The 18,575-nt window shown below is 74.5% G+C and carries 18 protein-coding genes; 5 read left to right on the top strand and 13 right to left on the bottom strand.

All coding sequences use genetic code 11. The annotated features are described in order from the left end of the window. Positions 1 to 61 precede the first annotated feature (61 nt). Together DMB38_RS00905 and DMB38_RS00900 are read left to right on the top strand one after the other, a co-directional pair. The gene (locus DMB38_RS00905; protein ID WP_125933511.1) at positions 62 to 808 is read left to right on the top strand and encodes an ATP-binding cassette domain-containing protein; all 747 of its coding nucleotides are present in this window, start codon (positions 62 to 64) and stop codon (positions 806 to 808) included. A 3-nt stretch (positions 809 to 811) separates the two neighbouring features. Beyond that, complete coding sequence (locus DMB38_RS00900) at positions 812 to 1,552, top strand: ABC transporter permease (protein ID WP_125933510.1); 741 nt, start codon at positions 812 to 814, stop codon at positions 1,550 to 1,552. A gap of 35 nt (positions 1,553 to 1,587) precedes the next feature. On the opposite strand, the gene purB is transcribed toward DMB38_RS00900, so the two are convergent. The 11 genes from purB to bioB form a co-directional block, all read right to left on the bottom strand. Continuing rightward, complete coding sequence (gene purB / locus DMB38_RS00895; RefSeq protein WP_125933509.1) at positions 1,588 to 3,027, bottom strand: adenylosuccinate lyase; 1,440 nt, start codon at positions 3,025 to 3,027, stop codon at positions 1,588 to 1,590. Between the two features lie 62 nt (positions 3,028 to 3,089). After that, positions 3,090 to 3,857: an SGNH/GDSL hydrolase family protein gene (locus tag DMB38_RS00890; RefSeq protein ID WP_125933508.1), complete on the bottom strand. Its 768-nt coding sequence runs from the start codon at positions 3,855 to 3,857 to the stop codon at positions 3,090 to 3,092. A gap of 55 nt (positions 3,858 to 3,912) precedes the next feature. Next, entirely contained in the window at positions 3,913 to 4,926 is a 1,014-nt protein-coding gene (locus tag DMB38_RS00885; RefSeq protein WP_125933507.1) for a hemolysin family protein, read from the bottom strand. Continuing rightward, positions 4,923 to 6,323, bottom strand: coding sequence for a hemolysin family protein (locus DMB38_RS00880; RefSeq protein WP_125933506.1), 1,401 nt, complete (start codon positions 6,321 to 6,323; stop codon positions 4,923 to 4,925). Before DMB38_RS00880 ends, DMB38_RS00885 begins: the two co-directional genes overlap by 4 nt. Before the next feature lie 57 nt (positions 6,324 to 6,380). Continuing rightward, positions 6,381 to 6,809 (bottom strand): GNAT family N-acetyltransferase, encoded by a 429-nt coding sequence (locus DMB38_RS00875; protein WP_173534812.1) that lies wholly within the window; start codon positions 6,807 to 6,809, stop codon positions 6,381 to 6,383. 162 nt (positions 6,810 to 6,971) lie between these two features. Further along, positions 6,972 to 9,572 carry an ABC transporter permease gene (locus DMB38_RS00870; RefSeq protein ID WP_125933505.1) on the bottom strand — a complete coding sequence of 867 codons (2,601 nt, stop codon included), beginning with the start codon at positions 9,570 to 9,572 and terminating at the stop codon, positions 6,972 to 6,974. Positions 9,573 to 9,579: 7 nt separating this feature from the next. After that, on the bottom strand, positions 9,580 to 10,362 hold the full coding sequence (locus DMB38_RS00865; RefSeq protein ID WP_125933504.1) for an ABC transporter ATP-binding protein: 783 nt from the start codon (positions 10,360 to 10,362) through the stop codon (positions 9,580 to 9,582). Positions 10,363 to 10,600: 238 nt separating this feature from the next. After that, positions 10,601 to 11,263 (bottom strand): class I SAM-dependent methyltransferase, encoded by a 663-nt coding sequence (locus tag DMB38_RS00860; protein WP_125933503.1) that lies wholly within the window; start codon positions 11,261 to 11,263, stop codon positions 10,601 to 10,603. 21 nt (positions 11,264 to 11,284) lie between these two features. Beyond that, entirely contained in the window at positions 11,285 to 12,031 is a 747-nt protein-coding gene (gene bioD / locus DMB38_RS00855) for a dethiobiotin synthase (RefSeq protein ID WP_125933502.1), read from the bottom strand. A gap of 17 nt (positions 12,032 to 12,048) precedes the next feature. Continuing rightward, positions 12,049 to 13,353: an adenosylmethionine--8-amino-7-oxononanoate transaminase gene (locus tag DMB38_RS00850; RefSeq protein ID WP_125933501.1), complete on the bottom strand. Its 1,305-nt coding sequence runs from the start codon at positions 13,351 to 13,353 to the stop codon at positions 12,049 to 12,051. Beyond that, positions 13,346 to 14,485 (bottom strand): biotin synthase BioB, encoded by a 1,140-nt coding sequence (bioB, locus tag DMB38_RS00845; protein ID WP_125933500.1) that lies wholly within the window; start codon positions 14,483 to 14,485, stop codon positions 13,346 to 13,348. Before bioB ends, DMB38_RS00850 begins: the two co-directional genes overlap by 8 nt. 145 nt (positions 14,486 to 14,630) lie before the next feature. On the opposite strand from bioB, the gene DMB38_RS00840 reads away from it, so the two are divergent. Continuing rightward, a complete protein-coding gene (locus DMB38_RS00840) occupies positions 14,631 to 15,773 on the top strand; it encodes an 8-amino-7-oxononanoate synthase (protein ID WP_125933499.1) in 1,143 nt (380 codons plus the stop codon). On the opposite strand, the gene DMB38_RS00835 is transcribed toward DMB38_RS00840, so the two are convergent. Continuing rightward, positions 15,770 to 16,033: a DUF397 domain-containing protein gene (locus tag DMB38_RS00835; protein WP_125933498.1), complete on the bottom strand. Its 264-nt coding sequence runs from the start codon at positions 16,031 to 16,033 to the stop codon at positions 15,770 to 15,772. The two genes, DMB38_RS00840 and DMB38_RS00835, sit on opposite strands and share 4 nt — an antisense overlap. Continuing rightward, positions 16,030 to 16,902, bottom strand: a complete 873-nt coding sequence (locus tag DMB38_RS00830) for a helix-turn-helix transcriptional regulator (protein WP_125933497.1) — start codon at positions 16,900 to 16,902, stop codon at positions 16,030 to 16,032. Before DMB38_RS00830 ends, DMB38_RS00835 begins: the two co-directional genes overlap by 4 nt. A 240-nt stretch (positions 16,903 to 17,142) precedes the next feature. Between DMB38_RS00830 and DMB38_RS00825 the strand changes: the two genes are divergently transcribed. Together DMB38_RS00825 and DMB38_RS00820 are read left to right on the top strand one after the other, a co-directional pair. Beyond that, positions 17,143 to 17,571 carry an ATP-binding protein gene (locus DMB38_RS00825; protein ID WP_125933496.1) on the top strand — a complete coding sequence of 143 codons (429 nt, stop codon included), beginning with the start codon at positions 17,143 to 17,145 and terminating at the stop codon, positions 17,569 to 17,571. Between the two features lie 52 nt (positions 17,572 to 17,623). Next, positions 17,624 to 18,574, top strand: a complete 951-nt coding sequence (locus tag DMB38_RS00820; RefSeq protein WP_125933495.1) for a serine/threonine dehydratase — start codon at positions 17,624 to 17,626, stop codon at positions 18,572 to 18,574. Position 18,575 lies beyond the last annotated feature (1 nt).

The raw sequence follows: 18,575 nt of genomic DNA, 5'->3' as shown, positions 1-18,575 counted from the left end.
GGAGGGGCGACCCGCGCGCGGGGGAGGCCCCGGCGCCGTCCCGACCGGCAGCGTGGCCCGTATGACAGCAGCAACAGCCATCGAGGTCCGCGAACTGACCAAGGACTACGGGGACGTCCGCGCGCTCGACGCCGTGACCTTCACCGTCCGGCCCGGCCGGGTCACCGGCTTCCTCGGCCCCAACGGCGCCGGCAAGTCCACCGCCATGCGTCTCGTCCTCGGCCTGGACCGGGCCACCTCCGGCACCGCCACCGTCGGCGGCCGGCCGTACCCGGAGCTGGCCGAACCGCTCCGGCACGTCGGCGCCCTGCTCGACGCGCAGGCAGCCCACGGCTCCCGCACCGGCCGCGCCCACCTGCGCGCGCTGGCCGCGAGCAACGGCCTGCCGGACGCCCGCGTCGACGAGGTGCTGCGGCTGACCGGGATCGAGTCGGCCGCGGGCCGCCGGGTACGGACGTACTCGCTCGGCATGCGCCAGCGGCTCGGCATCGCCGGCGCGCTCCTCGGCGACCCGCCCGTGCTGCTGCTGGACGAGCCGTCGAACGGGCTCGATCCCGAGGGCATCGTGTGGATCCGGCGGCTGCTGCGCAGGCTCGCCGACGAGGGCCGCACCGTGCTCGTCTCCAGCCATCTGATGGGGGAGACCGCCGCGTTCGCCGACCACCTCGTGGTGCTCGGCCGCGGCCGGCTCCTCGCCGACGCGCCGCTCGCGGAGTTCGTCGAGGGCAGCTCCGGCGGCCTGGAGGAGGCGTACCTCCGGCTCACCGCCGGCGCGGCGGAGTTCACCAGCGAGACCCGGGAGGTCTGAACGATGACTGCCACCGCCGTGCTCCGCGCCGAGTGGATCAAGATCACGACGCTGCGCGGCACCGTGTGGTCGCTGGCGTGCGTGCTACTCGTCACCGCCGGCTTCGGCATCCTCGCCAGCGCCGCCCTCGGCGGCGCGGAGACCGTCGACGGCGACTTCGACCCGCTGTTCTCCGTCCTCACCGGGGTGGGCCCGGGGCAGATCGCCGCGATCGCCTTCGGCACGCTCGCCGTGTCGTCCGAGTACCAGAGCGGGCTGATCCGCGCCACGCTGGCCGCCGTGCCGCGGCGCGGGCTGCTCTACGCGGCCAAGCTCGCGCACGTCGGGGGGCTCACGTTCGCCGTCGCGCTGCCCACGACGCTGCTGTCGTTCTTCATCGGCGGCGCCGCGCTCGGCGACCGGGCCCTGGGCCCCGGCGACGACGGCGCGCTGCTCGGCGTCGTGGGCGGCGCCGTCTACCTCACGCTCATGGCGCTGCTCGCCGCGGGGCTCGCCGCCGTGCTCCGGAGCGGCATCGCGGTGCTGGGCATCCTGATCCCGTTCGTGCTGGTGGTGTCGATGGTGCTCGGCGTCGGTTCGTCGGCGGGAGTCGCGGACTACCTGCCGGACCGGGCCGGGCAGCAGGTGCTCTTCGCCGACCCGCCGGGCGGCCTCCAGCCGCTCGCCGGGCTGGCCGTCACGGCGCTCTGGGCGGGGGCGGCGGTGCTGGCCGGCTGGTGGACGCTGCGGCGGCGGGACGCGTAGCGCCGCGGTCGGCTACGGGGCCGGGGCGGGCGGCGTCACAGGATCCCCCCGGGCGCGTACCCCGCCGCCTCCGGATGCCGCTTGACGACCTCCTCGACCCGCGCCGCCACCGCCGCCACCTGCTCCTCGGCCGCGCCCGTGAACGACAGCCGGTCGGCCATCAGCGCCTCCAGCCGGTCCCGGTCCAGCGGGATGCGGGCGTCGGCGGCGAGCCGGTCGAGGAGTTCGTTGCGCTCGGCGCCGCGCTCGCGCATCGCCAGGGCCGCGGCGACCGCGTGCTCCTTGACGACCTCGTGCGCCTCCTCCCGGCCGACCCCGGCCCGTACCGCCGCCATCAGCACCTTGGTGGTGGCCAGAAACGGCAGATAGCGGTCCAGCTCGCGGGCGATCACCGCGGGGAAGGCGCCGAACTCGTCCAGCACCGTCAGGAACGTCTCCAGCAGCCCGTCGAGCGCGAAGAACGCGTCCGGCAGCGCCACGCGGCGCACCACCGAGCAGGACACGTCGCCCTCGTTCCAGGTGTCGCCGGCCAGCTCCGCGGTCATCGAGGCGTACCCGCGCAGGATGACCATGAGGCCGTTCACGCGCTCGCAGGAGCGGGTGTTCATCTTGTGCGGCATCGCGGACGAGCCGACCTGGCCCGGCTTGAAGCCCTCGGTGACCAGCTCGTGCCCGGCCATCAGCCGGATCGTCTTCGCCAGCGACGACGGCGCGGCGGCGACCTGCACCAGCGCCGCGACCACGTCGTAGTCCAGCGAGCGCGGGTAGACCTGGCCGACGGAGGTGAAGGCGCGGGCGAAGCCCAGGTGGCCGGCAACCCGGCGCTCCAGCTCCGCCAGCTTCGCGGCGCCCTCGGTGCCGCCGCCGAGGAGGTCGAGCATGTCCTGCGCGGTGCCGACGGGGCCCTTGATGCCGCGCAGCGGATAGCGCGCGAGCAGGTCCTCCACCCGGCCGTACGCGGTCAGCAGTTCGTCGGCGGCGGTGGCGAACCGCTTGCCCAGCGTGGTGGCCTGCGCGGCGACGTTGTGCGAGCGGCCGGCCATGACCAGCCCGGCGTGCTCGCCGGCCAGCCTGCCCAGCCGCGCCAGCACGGCGACCGCGCGGTCGCGTACCAGCTCCAGGGACTGCCGCACCTGGAGCTGCTCCACGTTCTCCGTGAGGTCGCGGGAGGTCATGCCCTTGTGGATCTGCTCGTGCCCGGCGAGGGCGTTGAACTCCTCGATACGGGCCTTCACATCGTGCCGCGTGACCTTCTCGCGCTCGGCGATCGAGGCGAGGTCGACGTCCTCCAGCACCCGCTCGTAGTCGGCGACCGCGCCCTCCGGCACCTCGATCCCCAGCTCCCGCTGGGCGCGCAGCACGGCGAGCCAGAGCTGCCGCTCCAGGACGACCTTGTGCTCGGGGGACCAGAGGGCGGCCAGCTCCGCGGAGGCGTAGCGGGCGGCCAGGACGTTGGGGATGCGCGGCTTGTTCACGTGGGGAGATTCTACGGGCCTGCCGGGCGGGGTGCGGACGGCGGCCGGTGCCGGTGCCGGTGTCAGGCGTCGTACGGCAGCAGCTCCGGGCGCTTCGGCGCGCGGCCGTCGCCGGAGGAGCGGCCGGTGAGCCGGCGGTGCACCCACGGCAGCAGGTGCGTACGGGCGAAGCGGGCGTCCGCGGTGCGGCGGGTGAACCACGGCGGCCGCGGCGCAGGGGGCGGCAGCGGGCCCGTCCAGTCGTACGCGGGGGTGCCGCCGAGCGTCTGCCAGACGGCCTCGCCGACCCGGCGGTGGCCCTCGGGCGTCAGGTGCAGCCGGTCCTCGTCCCACAGCCGTACGTCGCGCAGCACGTGGGCGCCGTACAGGTCGACGACCAGCGCGCCGTGCCGTGCGGCGAGGTCGTCGACGTGCGCGAAAAGCTGCTCCATCCGCGGCCTGACCCGCTCCAGCACCCGGCCGTCGCGCCCCGGGCTACGCATGAGCACGAGCTGCTTGCAGCTCGGCGCCAGCTTCGCCACCGCCTCTTCCAGCACGCCGCACACCCGGTCCATGTCGCAGCGCGGCCTGATGGCGTCGTTGAGGCCGCCGACGAGGGTGATGACGTCGGCCTCCATGGCGGCGGCCCGGTCGACCTGCTCGTCGAGGATCTGCCGGATGAGCTTGCCGCGGACGGCCAGGTTCGCGTACCGGAAGCCGGGCTGCGCCGCCACGAAGCGGGCCGCGAGGAGGTCCGCCCAGCCGCGGTAGGAGCCGTCGGGCCGCAGGTCGGACATGCCCTCGGTGAAGGAGTCGCCGACCGCGACGAAACTGGTGTAGCGCGCGTTCACGTCCGCCGATCCTACTCGCCGCCGCGGGCGTCGCCGCCGGTGCCCGTACCGCGGGTCACGACTCCCGGCCGACCAGCTCGCGGAGCACGTCCTCCATGGTCACCAGCCCCGTCACCCGGCCTTCCTCCCCGGTCACCGCGGCCAGGTGGGTGCGGCTGCGGCGCATGGCGGTCAGCACGTCGTCCAGCGGCGCGCTCGCCCGCACCCGGGCGATGCGGCGCATCGCCGTACGCGGGAACGGCGCCTCGCGGTCGGCGGTGCCGAGGGCGTCCTTGACGTGGAGGTAGCCGAGGATCCGGCCGCTGTCGTCGACCACCGGGAAGCGGGAGAAGCCGGAGGCGACGGAGAGCGCCTCCAGCGCCTCCGGGGTGACGCCGACGGGCGCGGTGACCACGTGCCCGGTGGGCACCACCACGTCGCCCACGGGGCGGCGGCCCAGCTCCAGGGTGTCGCGCAGCCGCTCGGCGGAGCGGTCGTCGAGCAGCGCGGCCTCCGCGGAGTCCGCCACCATGCGGGCCAGGTCGGCGTCGGAGAACGACGCGGCGACCTCGTCGCGGGTCTGCACGCGCAGCAGCCGGAGCAGCGCGTTGGCGAAGGCGTTGACGGTGAAGACGACGGGGCGCAGCGCGCGGGTGAGGGCGACCAGCGGCGGGCCGAGCAGCAGCGCGGAGCGCACCGGGTCGGCCAGCGCCACGTTCTTCGGCACCATCTCGCCGAGCAGCATGTGCAGGTACGTCGCCACGGCCAGCGCGATCGCGAAGGAGATCGGGTGCACCAGCCCGTGCGGCACCCCCACCGCGTTGAAGACCGGCTCCAGCAGATGGGCGATGGCCGGTTCGGCGACGACGCCGAGGACCAGCGTGCACAGGGTGATGCCGAGCTGGGCCGCCGCCATGAGCGTGGAGACGTGCTCGAGACCCCAGATCACGCGGCGCGCACGGCGGTCGCCCTCCTGGGCGTACGGCTCGATCTGGCTGCGCCGCACGGAGATGAGCGCGAACTCCGCGCCGACGAAGAAGGCGTTGAGCACCAGCGTCAGCAGGCCGATGATCAACTGGACGACGGTCATCCGGGCTCCCCCCTGCCAGCGGCCGGACGGCCGCCGCTGCCCCTACCGCCCGCGCCGGTGCCTTCGTCTCCGTCGTCGTCCGGCTCGGCGCCCGGTGGCGGGGCGTGCAGCAGCACGCGCGCGGCGCGGCGCCCGGCCGCGTCCACGACGTCCAGCCGCCAGCCCCCCACCTCCAGCGCGTCCCCGTCGACGGGGATGCGGCCCAGCTCGGTCGCGACCAGCCCGGCCAGCGTCTCGTACGGGCCCTCGGGCACCCGCAGTCCGATCTCCGCGAGCTGGTCGGGGCGCACCCCGCCGTCGGCGTCGAAGAGCATCCGGCCGTCCGGGCCCGCGCCACTGGGCAGCAGGTCGGGCGTCTCCAGCGGGTCGTGCTCGTCCCGCACCTGGCCGATGACCTCCTCCACGACGTCCTCCATGGTGACCACGCCGGCGGTGCCGCCGTACTCGTCGATCACCACCGCCATCGTGCGCTTCTCCGTCAGCCGGTCCATCAGATGGTCGACGGGCAGCGTCTCGGGCACCAGCACCGGCTCGCGCAGCAGCCGGGTCAGCGGGTGCTGGGCGCGGCGGTCGGCGGGGACGCCGAGGACGTCCTTGACGTGCACGTAGCCCAGGACGGTGTCCAGGTTGCCGCGGTAGACGGGGAAGCGGGACAGACCGGTGGCGCGGGAGGCGTCGACGACGTCCCCGGCGGTGGCGTCGTCCTCCAGCGCGACGACCTGCATCCGGGGCGTCATCACGTTCTCCGCGGTCAGTTCCGCGAGCCCCAGCGTACGGACGAACAGCTCGGCGGTGTCGGCCTCCAGCGAGCCCTTCTTCGCCGAGTGCCGGGCCAGCGCCGCGAGTTCCTGCGGGCTGCGGGCAGAGGCCAGCTCCTCGGCCGGCTCCAGGCCCATCAGCCGCAGCACCCGGTTGGCGGTGTTGTTCAGATGGCGGATGAAGGGGCGGAAGACGCCGCTGAACGTGCGCTGGAAGGGCGCGACGCGCTTGGCCATGGCCAGCGGGCGGGAGATGGCCCAGTTCTTGGGCACGAGTTCGCCGACGACCATCAGCACGACGGTCGAGAGCGCCGTGCCCAGCACGATCGCGACGCTGGAGGTGGCCGAGTCCGGTACGCCCGCCGCGCGCAGCGGGCTGTGGAGCAGCGCGGCGACGGACGGCTCGGCGAGCATGCCGACGACGAGGTTGGTGACGGTGATGCCGAGCTGTGCGCCCGAGAGCTGGAACGTGAGGCCGCGTACGGCCTGGAGCGCACCGGCCGCGCCGCGCTCGCCGCGGTCCACGGCCCGCTCCAGCTCGGCTCGCTCCACGGTCGTCAGCGAGAACTCGGCGGCCACGAACAGGCCGCAGGCCAGGCAGAGCGCCAGGGCCAGGACCAGCAGCAGCACCTCGGTCATCGGGTCACCTCCGTCTCATGATCACGCAGGGTCGCGGGGGGCGCGCGGCGACCGTGGTCAGCCGGCGGCCAGCGGCTTCACCCAGCGGCTCCACTGCTCCTGGCGGACGTAGCCCCCGGCGTGCCAGGCATGGTGCGCCCGCTCGTTGCGGTTCAGCACCATCGCGTCCGCGCGCCGGCCGCCGAAGGCGGCGAACCGCTGCTCCGCCGCGGCCAGCAGCGCCGTGCCGACGCCGCGGCGCCGGTGGCCGGGGTGCACGGCGAGCCGGTACAGATGGCAGCGCCAGCCGTCGAACCCGGCGATGACGGTGCCCGCCAGCTCTCCGCCGCGCTCTGCCAGCAGCAGCGCGCCCGGGTCGCGCTCCAGCAGCCCGGCGACGCCCGCCTCGTCGTCGCTGACGGACGTGCCCTCCGCCGCCGTCTTCCAGAACGCGAGCACCGCCGGCACGTCCGCGGGCTCCGCGGCCCGGATGTGGAGATCGTCCATGCCCGGCATCCCATCACCGGGTGCCCGCCCGCGTCGACCGTATTCGGCACACGGCCGGGCCGCGGCCGCCGGTGGGCCGGTCCCTGACGGGCCGTCCGGCCGGGCGGCGCGCGGCCGCCCGGCCCGCCCGGTCCGTACGGGCACGCCCGGACCGGACGGCGGTCACTCGTGGGCGATGGCCGCCAGCACGTTGAGCCGGGAGGCGCGCAGCGCCGGCAGCAGCGCGGCCAGCAGGCCGACCAGCACCGAGCCGATCACCACGGCGAGCTGCACCGTCCAGTCGATCGCGAAGGCGCGCATGCCCTCCAGCGCCAGCACCTCGTGCACCCCGGCGCCCCACGCCAGCCCCAGCACCAGGCCGAGCAGCGCGCCGAACACGGCGATCACGACGGACTCCAGCCGGATCATCCGGCGCGTCTGGCGTCTGGAGAGCCCGATGGCCCGCAGCATGCCTATCTCCCGGGTCCGCTCCACCACCGACAGCGCCAGCGTGTTCACCACGCCCAGCACCGCGATGACGATCGCCAGCCCCAGCAGCGCGAAGACCAGATAGAGCAGCACGATGATCTGCTCCCGGATCAGCTCCTTGAAGTCCGCCTGGTCGCGCACCTTCACCTGCGGGAAGGCTTCGAGCCCGCTCTCCAGCGACGCGCGCAGCTTGTCGACGTCGGTGCCGCTCGCGGCGTTGACGAAGACCACGGCCTCCTGCCCGCCGGGCAGGTACTTCTCCAGCGTCTCCATGCCGAGGAAGAAGCCGCCCGCCGCGCCGAACCCGCCGCTCGTCTCCTGTTTGGTGAGCGCCCCGACCGTCAGCTCCGCCTCCTTGCCGTTGGGGAACTCGACCCGGAGCGTGCTGCCCATGCGTATGCCGTGGTCGCGGGCGAACTGCCGCTGCAGGCCCACGTGCCCCGGCGCGAGCGCGTCACCGGTGCTCCCCTGCGCGTACTCCAGCCGGCTGACCTGGTCCAGCTCCTTGTCGAAGGCGCCGGCGCTGGTGCTGGTCTTCTCGCCGTTCGGGAGCGTCACCCGCATCGGCGCGAACCGCTGGCGCACGACGAGGCCCACGCCGTCGGCCTCCTCGACCCGCTCGGTGACCTCGCGAGGGAACGGGCCGAAGCTGTCGCTCTGCACGAGGAAGTCGGCGCCCAGGGTCCGGTCGATCTCCTCGTCGAAGGACTTCGTCATCGACGCGGCGGCCACGGACATGCCGCCGACCAGGGCCAGGCCCACCATCAGCGCCACGGCCGTGGCGCCGGTGCGGCGCGGGTTGCGCAGCGCGTTGCGCTGGCTGAGCGCGCCGACGGAGCCGAAGATCCGCGGGAACCAGCCGCCCACCACCCGGATCACCGGCCGCACCAGCAGCGGCCCGGCCGCGACCACGGCGAGCATCGTCAGCACCACGCCGCCCACCAGCCACACCGCGGAGTCCCGGGTCCGGTCCGCCGTGGCGCAGAGGTAGAACGACAGCGCCCCGGCGGCCCCGAGCACGGAGCCGAGCGCCGCCCGCACCCGCATCGGCCGGCCGACCTCGGCGATCTCCAGGTCGGCGAGCGCCGCCATGGGGGAGACCCGCGCCGCACGCCGCGCCGGCAGATACGCTGCGACGAACGTGACGCCCACGCCCACCGCGTACGCGAAGACCGGCGTGACCCAGCTCACGACCATCTCCGCCGCGTCCAGGTTCATCCCCAGCAGGCCCATCGTCTCGATGAGCCCGACGGCCAGGCCGATGCCGCTGAGCAGCCCGAGCGTGGAGCCCGCAAGACCGAGCAGCAGCGCCTCGGTGAGCACCGAGCGGCGGACCTGCCGCCGGTCGGCGCCCAGCGCACGCATGAGCCCGAGCTCCCGGGTGCGCTGCGCGATGAGCATCGAGAACGTGTTGACGATCAGGAAGATGCCGACCAGCACGGCGATCCCGGCGAAGCCGAGCATCACGTACTTGATGATGTCGAGGAACGTGCCCAGTTCCTCCGCCGCCGACTTCGCCTGCTCGTCGGCGGTCTGCACGGCGTAGTTCCCGTCGAGCGCCGCCTTGACGCGCTTCTTCAGCGCGGCGTCCGACACCCCCGGCGCCGCGTCCACGGAGACCGACGTGGCCAGCGCCGGGCCCGCGGCCTCCCCGTCCCGCAGTTCCGGGTTGTCGAGCAACTGGCGCTGGGCGGCCGCCGTGTCGAGATAGACCACCGTGGCGCCCGGGTTGGTGGTGGTGAACTTCGCGATGCCGACGACCTCGACCTCGAACCTGCCGGGCTGCGCGAGCACGTTGAGCGTGTCGCCGATCCCGATGTTCTTGCGGTCGGCGGTGTCCTTGTCGAGCAGCGCCTCGCCGGCTCCGGCCGGCTCGCGGCCGTCCGACAGCTCCACCGGGCTGCGATCGCTCACGTACCAGTTGGTGGCGATCGTCGGGGGGCCCGTGGTCCGGCCGATCGGCTCGTTCTCCGCGTCGGTGACGGTGAGGTTCTCCACCTCGACGTCGAGGTGGACGGCCTGCACCCCCGGCACCTTCGCCACCTCGTCGGCGACCGACGCGGGCAGCGTCGGCACCAGCCCGGAGCCGAACCCGCGGTTCTGCTCGAACGCCTCCTTCGGCGAGACCGCGACGTCGGCGGCGGTGGAGGCGAAGAGCCGGTCGAACGTGCGGCTGACGGTGTCGGAGAAGATGAGGCTGCCGGAGACGAACGCCACCGACAGCAGCACGGCCAGCGCCGACAGCAGCAGCCGCCCCTTGTGCGCGAAGAAGCTGCGCAGAGTCGCCTTGAGCACGCCCGCCTCAGCTCTTCCTGATGCCGTCGAAGCGCTTCATGCGCTCCAGTACCGCCTCGGACGTCGGCTGCGGCATCTCGTCCACGATCCGGCCGTCGGCCAGGAAGAGCACCAGGTCGGAGTGGGCGGCGGCGCCCGGGTCGTGGGTCACCATCACCACGGTCTGCGCGAGCCGGTCCACCGCCTCCCGCAGGAAGCCCAGCACCTCGAAGCCGGAGCGCGAGTCGAGGTTGCCGGTCGGCTCGTCGGCGAAGATCAGCTCGGGCCGGGAGGCCAGCGCCCGCGCGCACGCCACCCGCTGCTGCTGGCCGCCGGAGAGCTGCGAGGGCCGGTGGTCGAGCCGGTCGCGCAGGCCGAGCGTGTCGATCACCCGGTCCAGCCACCCGGGGTCGGGCTTGCGGCCCGCGATGTCCATCGGCAGCGTGATGTTCTCCAGGGCGTTCAGCGTGGGCAGCAGGTTGAACGACTGGAACATGAAGCCGATCCGGTCGCGGCGCAGCCGCGTCAGCTCCCGCTCGCCCAGGCCCGTGATCTCCTCGTCGCCCAGCCAGATCCGCCCGGAGGTCACCGTGTCGAGCCCGGCGAGGCAGTGCATCAGCGTGGACTTGCCGGAGCCGGACGGGCCCATGACCGCGGTGAAGCGGGCACGGTGGATCTCCACGTCCACCGCGTCCAGCGCCACGACCGCCGTCTCGCCGCTGCCGTACGTCTTCGTCAGCCCGCCGGCGCGGGCCGCGACCCCGGCGGGCCGTTCCGCTTCGCGTCTGTCGAGTGCCGCCGGTGTGGACAATGCCTTCCCCCATCGGGCTGTGAGCCGGGCGCCGGGTGCGCGTTCCTGTCTTCCCGCCGTACGCCGTGGGTGCGCGGCGGGGACGTGCTGCGAGGCTGCGCGATCGATCGGATCCGCGCCGCCTGCCAGCGAGACTAAGCCGCCGCGGAATCCCGCGCATCCCTCCCGGGTGGCACCTGTGGACAACCCACTACTCCCGCGGGAGGACCGCCTTCTCCTGTGTCCGGCGCAGCCGCCGTCAGCCGCGGAGCGCAGTGCCCAGGACGTGGTACGAGGCCGGGGTCGGCGGCCCCTTCTCCGGCATCCGCACCCGCCGGTACGGGCCCAGCGTGAACCCGGCGGCGGTCAGCTCGCCGAGCACGTCGCGGCCGGAGTGGCAGCCGCCGAGCAGCAGCGGCCACACGGTGCGGTCCGCCGCCCGCTGCACCGCCCGCATCACCCGTCCGCCGGCCCGTCCGTGCTCGTAGAACCGCAGCTCGCCGCCGGGACGCAGCACCCGGCGCAGTTCGCCGAGCGACCGCGGCACGTCCGCGACCGAGCAGAGTACCAGCGAGGCGACGGCGGCGTCGCACGACCCGCTCTCGACCGGCAGCTCCTCCGCCGTCCCCGGCAGCACGTCCACCCGTACGTCCGCGCGCAGCGCCGCCTCGGCGGCGAGCCGGCGCAGGTGCCGCTCCGGCTCGATCGCGACCACCTCGGAGACGGCGGGCGGGTAGTGCGCGAAGTTCAGCCCGTTGCCCGCGCCGATCTCGACGACCCGGCCGGAGAGGCCGGTCAGCACTTCCCTGCGCAGCTCGGCGACCCCGCCGTGCTGCTCGGCGGCGACGCTGAGGCGGGCGTAGAAGCGCGCGAAGTACGGGTGGTGCACGGCGTCCTGCGCCGCGCGCGTCGGTGAGGGCATGCAGGCCTCCTGACGTGGGGGTCAGTGCGATTGTCCCCTCCCGGACCCGCCCGGGGCCTGCCGGGCGCGGAAGCCGTCCGCGTCCCAGTGCCCGCCGAGCGCGGGCGCCAGCCACCCCGGGGCGGCGGCGCGGAAGGTCTCCGGGCCGTACGCGCCGGCGCCCTCGGGCACCGCGCCGAGCAGCGGCACCCGCGCCGTGGCCGGCAGGTCCGCCAGGTTGCACCGGGCCGCCAGGTCCGGCGCCGCCGGCCAACTGCCGATCACCGCGCCCGGGCACGCGAGACCGCGGCGGCGCAGCGCCTCCGTGGTCAGCTCGGTGGCGTTCAGCGTGCCGAGCCCGGCGGCGGCCACGACCAGCACCGGCGCCGCCACCAGCCGTGCCACCTCCGCCAGCGTGCCGCCCGCGTCGTCCAGCCGCACCAGCAGCCCGCCCGCGCCCTCCACGAGCACCAGGTCGTGGTCGTGCCCCAGCTTCTCCACCATCCCCGCCGCGTCCGCCGCCGTCAGCGGCGGCAGCCCCGCGCGCCGGGCGGCCGTCGCCGGGGCCAGCGGCTCGGGGAAGCGGGCCAGCTCCACGGCCCGTATGCCCGGGACGAGACGCGCCGCCTCGTCGGCGTCCCCGGGCTCGCCTTCCGCCACGCCGGTCTGGGCCGGCTTGAGCACGGCCACCGAGCGGCCCCGTGCCAGCGCCGCGGCGGCCACGGCGGCGGTGACGATCGTCTTGCCCACGCCGGTCGAGGTGCCGGTGACCACGAGCACGCTGCCCATCGCGTCGCCCCCGCCCGTCAGCCGGCCGCCGCCGCGGCGCGCACGGCGGCGCAGATCCGGGCGAGGTCGGCGTCCCCTGTCACGTACGGCGGCATGGTGTAGATCAGATCCCGGAACGGGCGCAGCCACACCCCCGCCCCGACCGCGGCCCGGGTGGCGGCGGCCATGTCCACGTCGTGGTCCAGTTGGACGACGCCGATGGCGCCCAGCACCCGTACGTCCCGGACCCCCGGCAGCTCCGCCGCCTCTGCCAGGCCCTCCCGCAGCCCGCTCTCGATGCGCTTGACGTCCTGCCGCCAGCCGCCGTCGGCGAGCAGGCCGAGCGAGGCCAGGGCGACGGCGGAGGCCAGCGGGTTGCCCATGAACGTCGGCCCGTGGGCGAGCACCGGAACCTCGCCCCGCGAGATGCCCTCGGCGATCGCGGGGGTGCACAGCGTGGCGGCCATCGACAGATAGCCGCCGGTCAGCGCCTTGCCGACGCACATCACGTCCGGGGTGACGCCCGCGTGGTCGGCGGCGAAGAACGCGCCGGTGCGGCCGAAGCCGGTGGCGATCTCGTCGAACACCAGCAGCACGCCGTGTTCGTCGCACGCCTCGCGCAGCACCCGCAGATAGCCGGGCGCGGTGAAGCGCATCCCGCCCGCGCCCTGCACGACCGGCTCCACGATCACCGCGGCCAGCTCGTCGGCGTGCCGCGCGACGAGGTCCCGCAGCTCGCGCTCGTACGCACCGTCCACCGGAGCGTCGAAGCCCGCGGGCGGCACTCCGGCGAACAACTGCCGCGGCAGCACGCCGGACCACAACTCGTGCATGCCGCCGTCCGGGTCGCAGACTGACATCGGCTGCCAGGTGTCACCGTGGTAGCCGCCGCGCCAGGTCATCAGCCTGCGCTTGCCCGGCAGCCCGCGCGAACGCCAGTACTGCAGGCACATCTTCACCGCGACCTCGACCGACACGGAGCCCGAGTCGCTGAGGAACACGTGCTCCAGCGGCTCCGGCGTCACCTCCACCAGCCGCGCCGCGAGCCGCACCGCAGGCTCGTGGGTGAGCCCGCCGAACATCACGTGGCTCATCCGCTCCAACTGCCCGCGGGCGGCGGCGTCGAGCGCCGGGTGGCGGTAGCCGTGGATGGCGGACCACCACGACGACATCCCGTCGACCAGCTCCTCCACGCCCCAGGCGGGCTGTGCCAGCCGCAGGCGTACGCCCTCGGCGGAGTCGACGACCAGCGGCTCCTGCCGCCCCGGCATGGGCCCGTAGGGGTGCCAGACGTGCTCGCGGTCGAGGTCGAGCAGCCGCCGCGGCGGCAACGGCTCAGGCATTGGGCGGCAGTTCCGTGCCGGCCCCGCGGCGGCGTACGGCCACGAGGTCCGTACGCGCCTCCCGCGGCGGCTCGTCCGCGGCCGCGGGGCCGCCGGCGGGCCCGGCCTCCGGAGCCGGTCCGTCCGCCGCCCGGTGCGGCGGCAGCGTGGTGGTTCCCGCGTCCTCCACCTCGAACCCGGCGTCCGCGATCATCTCCAGGTCGGCCTTGCCCGCCTGCCCCTCGCTGGTCAGGTAGTCGCCCAGGAACACCGAGTTGGCCAGGTGCAGCGCCAGCGGCTGGAGCGTCCGCAGGTGGATCTCCCGGCCGCCCGCCAGCCGCACCTCCACGTCCGGGCAGACGAACCGCACCATGGCGAGGATCTTCAGACAGCGCTGCGGGGTGAGATCCCACTCCCCGGCCAGCGGCGTGCCCTCGAACGGGATCAGGAAGTTCACCGGCACCGAGTCCGGGTCCAGCGCGCGCAGCGCGAAGACCACGTCCACCAGGTCCTCGTCGCTCTCGCCCATCCCCGCGATCAGCCCCGAGCAGGCAGACATGCCGGCCGCCTGCGCCTGCTGCACGGTCCGCACCCGGTCCTCGTAGCCGTGCGTGGTGCAGATGTCCGCGTACGTCGCCTCCGAGGTGTTGAGGTTGTGGTTGTACGCGTCCGCCCCCGCCGCCTTCAGCCGCTCCGCCTGGCCGTCGGAGAGCAGCCCGAGGCAGGCGCAGACCTCCACGTCCCCGTTCTGCTCCTTGATGGCGGCGATGGTCTCCGAGACCCGGTCGACGTCCCGGTCCGTGGGCCCGCGCCCGCTGGCGACGAGGCAGACCCGCTTGGCCCCGCCCGCCACCCCCGCGGCAGCGGCCTCGGCCGCCTGGCCGGCCTTCAGCCACGTGTACTTGAGGATCCCCGCCTCGGAACCCAGCCGCTGCGAGCAGTACGAGCAGTCCTCGGGGCACAGCCCCGACTTGAGGTTGACCAGGTAGTTGAGCTTCACCCGGCGGCCGAAGAACGCCCGGCGCACCTTCCCGGCCGCCGCGACGACGTCGAGCACGTCCTCGTCCGGGGTGCGCAGCACGGCCAGGGCCTCGTCACGGGTGGGCGCCTCGCGCCGCAGCCCCTTGTCCACCAGCGTCGAAAGCAGGTCCATGGCGCCGATCCTCGCCCACCGCACCGGCCCGGGCCAATGGGGCACCGCACAACAGCCACTCTGGTCTTCTGTGCTCATCGCCACACCGCCACGCGCCCCCGCGCGCACTACGGTGCACAAACAGCCCGCCGAGCCGAGGAACCGCATGCCCCGTCACGCCTTCGACTGGATCGACGCGCAGGCCGAGGAGCGGCGGCGCGCCGGTCTCGTACGCACCCTGCGCCCCCGCGCGCACGACGCCCCGCTGCTCGACCTGTGCGGCAACGACTACCTCGGCCTCGCCCGCCACCCCGAGGTCACCGCCGCCGCGGCAGCCTCGGCGCGCCGCTGGGGCGCGGGCTCCACCGGCTCCCGGCTCGTCAGCGGCAGCACCGCGCTGCACGCCGAGCTGGAGGCCGAACTCGCCGACTTCTGCGGCTTCGAGGCCGCGCTCGTCTTCTCCTCCGGGTACGGGGCAAACCTTGCGGCCGTCACCGCTTTGAGTGACCGCGGCACCCTGGTGGTCTCGGACGCGGGCAACCACGCCTCTCTGATCGACGGCTGCCGGCTCTCCCGGGCCGACGTCGCCGTCGTCCCGCACGCCGACGCCGAAGCGGTGGCCAAGGCGCTCGACGGCTTCGACGGGCGCGCACTGGCGGTCTCCGACGGGGTCTTCTCCGTCGACGGCGACGCCGCGGACCTGGCCGCGCTCGCGGCGACCTGCCGCGCGTACGGGGCGGGGCTGCTGGTGGACGACGCCCACGGGTTCGGCGTCCTCGGGCCCGGCGGCCGCGGCTCGCTGCACGCGGCGGGGCTGGCGGGCGCGGCCGACGTCGTCGCCACCGTCACGCTCTCCAAGGCGCTGGGCAGCCAGGGCGGCGCGGTGCTGGGTCCCGCGCGGGTGATCGAGCATCTGGTCAACACCGCCCGCACGTTCATCTTCGACACCGGCCTCGCCCCCGCCGCCGCGGGCGCCGCCCAAGCAGCGCTGCGCCTGCTCCGCCGCGAGCCGGAGCGGGCCGAGGCGGCCCGGCGGGTGGCGGCGGCGCTCCACGGCGGGCTGACGGCCGCCGGGCTGACGGCCGTACGCCCGGACGCGGCGGTGGTGTCGGCACGGGCCCCGGCGCCGGAGGCGGCCGTGGCATGGGCGGCGGCGTGCCGCGAGGCGGGGGTGGCGGTCGGCTGCTTCCGCCCCCCGTCGGTCCCCGACGGCATCTCGCGGCTGCGCCTGACCGCCCGCGCGGACCTCACGGAGGAGCAGGTGGACACCGCGATCGGGACGGTCGTACGCACCGCGCCCGCGCCCTAGGCGTGCGCGGCCCGCGCGCCCCCGGTGAACTCGCCGTCCTTGACCGCCGCGACGAACGCCTGCCACGCCTCGGCCCGGAACAGCAGCGCAGGGCCCTCCACATGGGTGGAGTCCCGCACGGCGAGCAGCCCGGCGGATTCCGGCCCCACGGGATAGGCGGCCTCGACGCAGTTGTTCGCCCCCGTACTGTGCGAACTGCGCCGCCAGCGGAGGCCGTCGAGTGCCGTACTGCAGGAGACGTACCGAGGCATTGAGGTCATGGTGCCTCCTTTGCGCCCGCGCCGAGCGCGGCTATGAACGACAGGGACTCCTCGTGCGAAAGGGCGCTTGCCTGCAGCGAAGCAAAGGCCGTCTCATACGCCCGTAAGTCTTCTTTCCTTTCGAGGTGAAGGCTACTCATCAAATGGTCGACAACGACCACGTCGAGATCAGAACTGCGCGAATAAGAGAAGATAACGAAAGGTCCGGTGAGGCCCACGTGCTCGCCGGCGGAAAAGGGCAGGATCTGGACGCGTACGTGCGGAAGCGCCCCCATCCGCACCAAGTGGTGCAACTGCTCCGCCATCACCCCGGGACCGCCCACGTGCCGCCGCAGCACCGCCTCGTCGAGCACCGCGTGCAGATGCGGCGGGCGCGTCTCGCGCAGCACCGCCTGCCGGGCTATCCGCACCTCCACCAGCGATTCGACCTCCCGCGGCGCCGCGCCCGCGACGGCCGCCCGGGTCACCGCCAGCGCGTACCGCCGCGTCTGGAGCAGCCCCGGGACCACCGACGTCTCCAGGGTGCGCACCGTGGTCGCCTCCGCCTCCAGGCTGATGAAGTCCCGGTACGCGGCCGGCAGCAGCTCGCGGTACTCGCTCCACCAGCGGTCCTCCCGGCCCGCGTGCGGCGCCGTGGCCAGGGTCTCCAGCAGCGTGCGCAGCTCGGGCTCGGTGACGCCGTAGGCGTCGAGCAGCCGGGCGACGTCCGCGGCCTTGGCCGCCGACCTGCCCGTCTCAATCCGGCTGATCTTCGACTGGTGCCAGCCGACCAGCTCCGCCGCCTTCCCGCTGGTCAGTCCCGCACTGCCGCGCAGCCTGCGCAGCTCCGCGCCCAGCTTGGCCCGGCGTACCGCCGGCTCATTGCGCATGACGCCCCTCCCGGCCGCTCGGCCGAACGCGTGACAACTGGCCAGTCTGCCGCCCAAATACTGTCTCTTGCGGCAGAGTTCACCGCTTCGAGCGACAGATATATGCATAACTTGGTGGCGGGCTCGCGCTCCGGGCACGATCGATGGCACCGTGGCGCGAACAACAACCTGAAGCGGTCCTCGACTTCACCGGGCACGCGTCGGAGTCCGGCACACGCGTGCGAAAGGGACGGCGTCGCAATGGCAGACCAGCAGGAAGCATCCGTCACGCTGCCGAGTGAGGCTGCTTCTGTCACGCAGGCGCGTAAATATGTCACTGACATTCTCGGGAAATGGGGCCTCCCGGAAGGCACGGATGCGACCGACACCGTCCGGCTCGTCGTCTCCGAACTGGCCACCAACGCCGTCCAGCACACCCGCGGGCAGTCGCCGACCTTCACCGTGCGGATGGTGCTCGTGCGCCAGCAGTTGCGCGTCGGCGTCAGCGACAGCCACCCCCGCCGGCCGCGCCGGCTGCCGGCCGCCGTCCAGCAGGACAACGGGCGCGGCATGGTCATCGTCCGCTGCCTCGTCGCCGAGTCCGGCGGCCGGCTGTCCGTGACGCCGACGGACGACGGCGGCAAGACGGTGTGGATCGCCCTGCCCTGGCGGCCAGCCTCTGTGGCCTGACGCACACGGCCCAGGGCCGCCGTCGCGCACGCCGCTGGTCCACCCTGGAGGCATGACCGACCAGCCCGTCAGCCACGAAGACGTCCACGCCGCCGCCCAGCGCATCGCGGGAGGGGTCCGCCCGGTCGCCGTCGCGCCCGCGGGCGCCGGGGTGGCACCGGACGCCGAGGTGTGGTTCGCCCTCGAGTTCCTCCAGCACACCGGCTCCTTCAAGGCGCGCGGCGCGCTGAACTTCACCGCCGCCCATGCCGCCGCCGGCACCATGCCGGACGCCGGCGTGCTCATCGCCTCCGGTGGCAACGCCGGCCTGGCCTGCGCCTGGGCCGCCGCCCGGCACGGCGTCCCCGCACACGTCTTCCTGCCCGCCACCGCACCGGAGTTCAAGGTCGAGCGGTTGCGCGGCCTCGGCGCCGACGTACGGCTGACCGGCCGTACGTACGGCGAGGCGCTGGCCGCGTCGCGCGCGATGGCCGCCGAGACCGGCGCGCTCGTCTCGCACGCCTACGACCACCCGCTGATCTCCGCGGGAGCCGGGACGCTGCTGCCGGAGATCGCCGCGGCGGTGCCCGGCGGGGTCGACACCGTCGTCGTCGCGGTCGGGGGCGGCGGGCTGTACGCGGGCGTGGCGGCGGCCGCCGCGCGGCAGGGGATCGGCGTCGTCGCCGTCGAGCCGGAGAACTGCCGCGCGCTCAGCGCGGCGCTCGCGGCCGGGGAGGTGGTGGACGTCCCGGTCGACTCGATCGCCGCGGACTCCCTGGGCGCCTCCCGCGTGTCGGGCGACGCGCTGGCCTGGGCGCGGCGTCCCGGCAGCACCTCGGTGCTCGTCGCGGACGCCGACATCGCGGCGGCCCGGCGGCGGCTGTGGGACGAGCACCGGCTCGTCGTCGAGCACGCCGCGGGTACGGCGCTCGCGGCGCTGACCACGGGCGCGTACAAGCCGCGGGCGGGCGAGCGGGTGGCCGTCGTGCTCTGCGGCGCCAACACCGACCCCGGCACGCTCTGAC

It is taken from the genome of Streptomyces sp. WAC 06738 (assembly GCF_003945505.1).
GTDB lineage: Bacteria > Actinomycetota > Actinomycetes > Streptomycetales > Streptomycetaceae > Streptomyces.
Note: the sequence above shows the minus strand (reverse complement) of the source record. Positions and strands in the feature narration are given on the sequence as shown.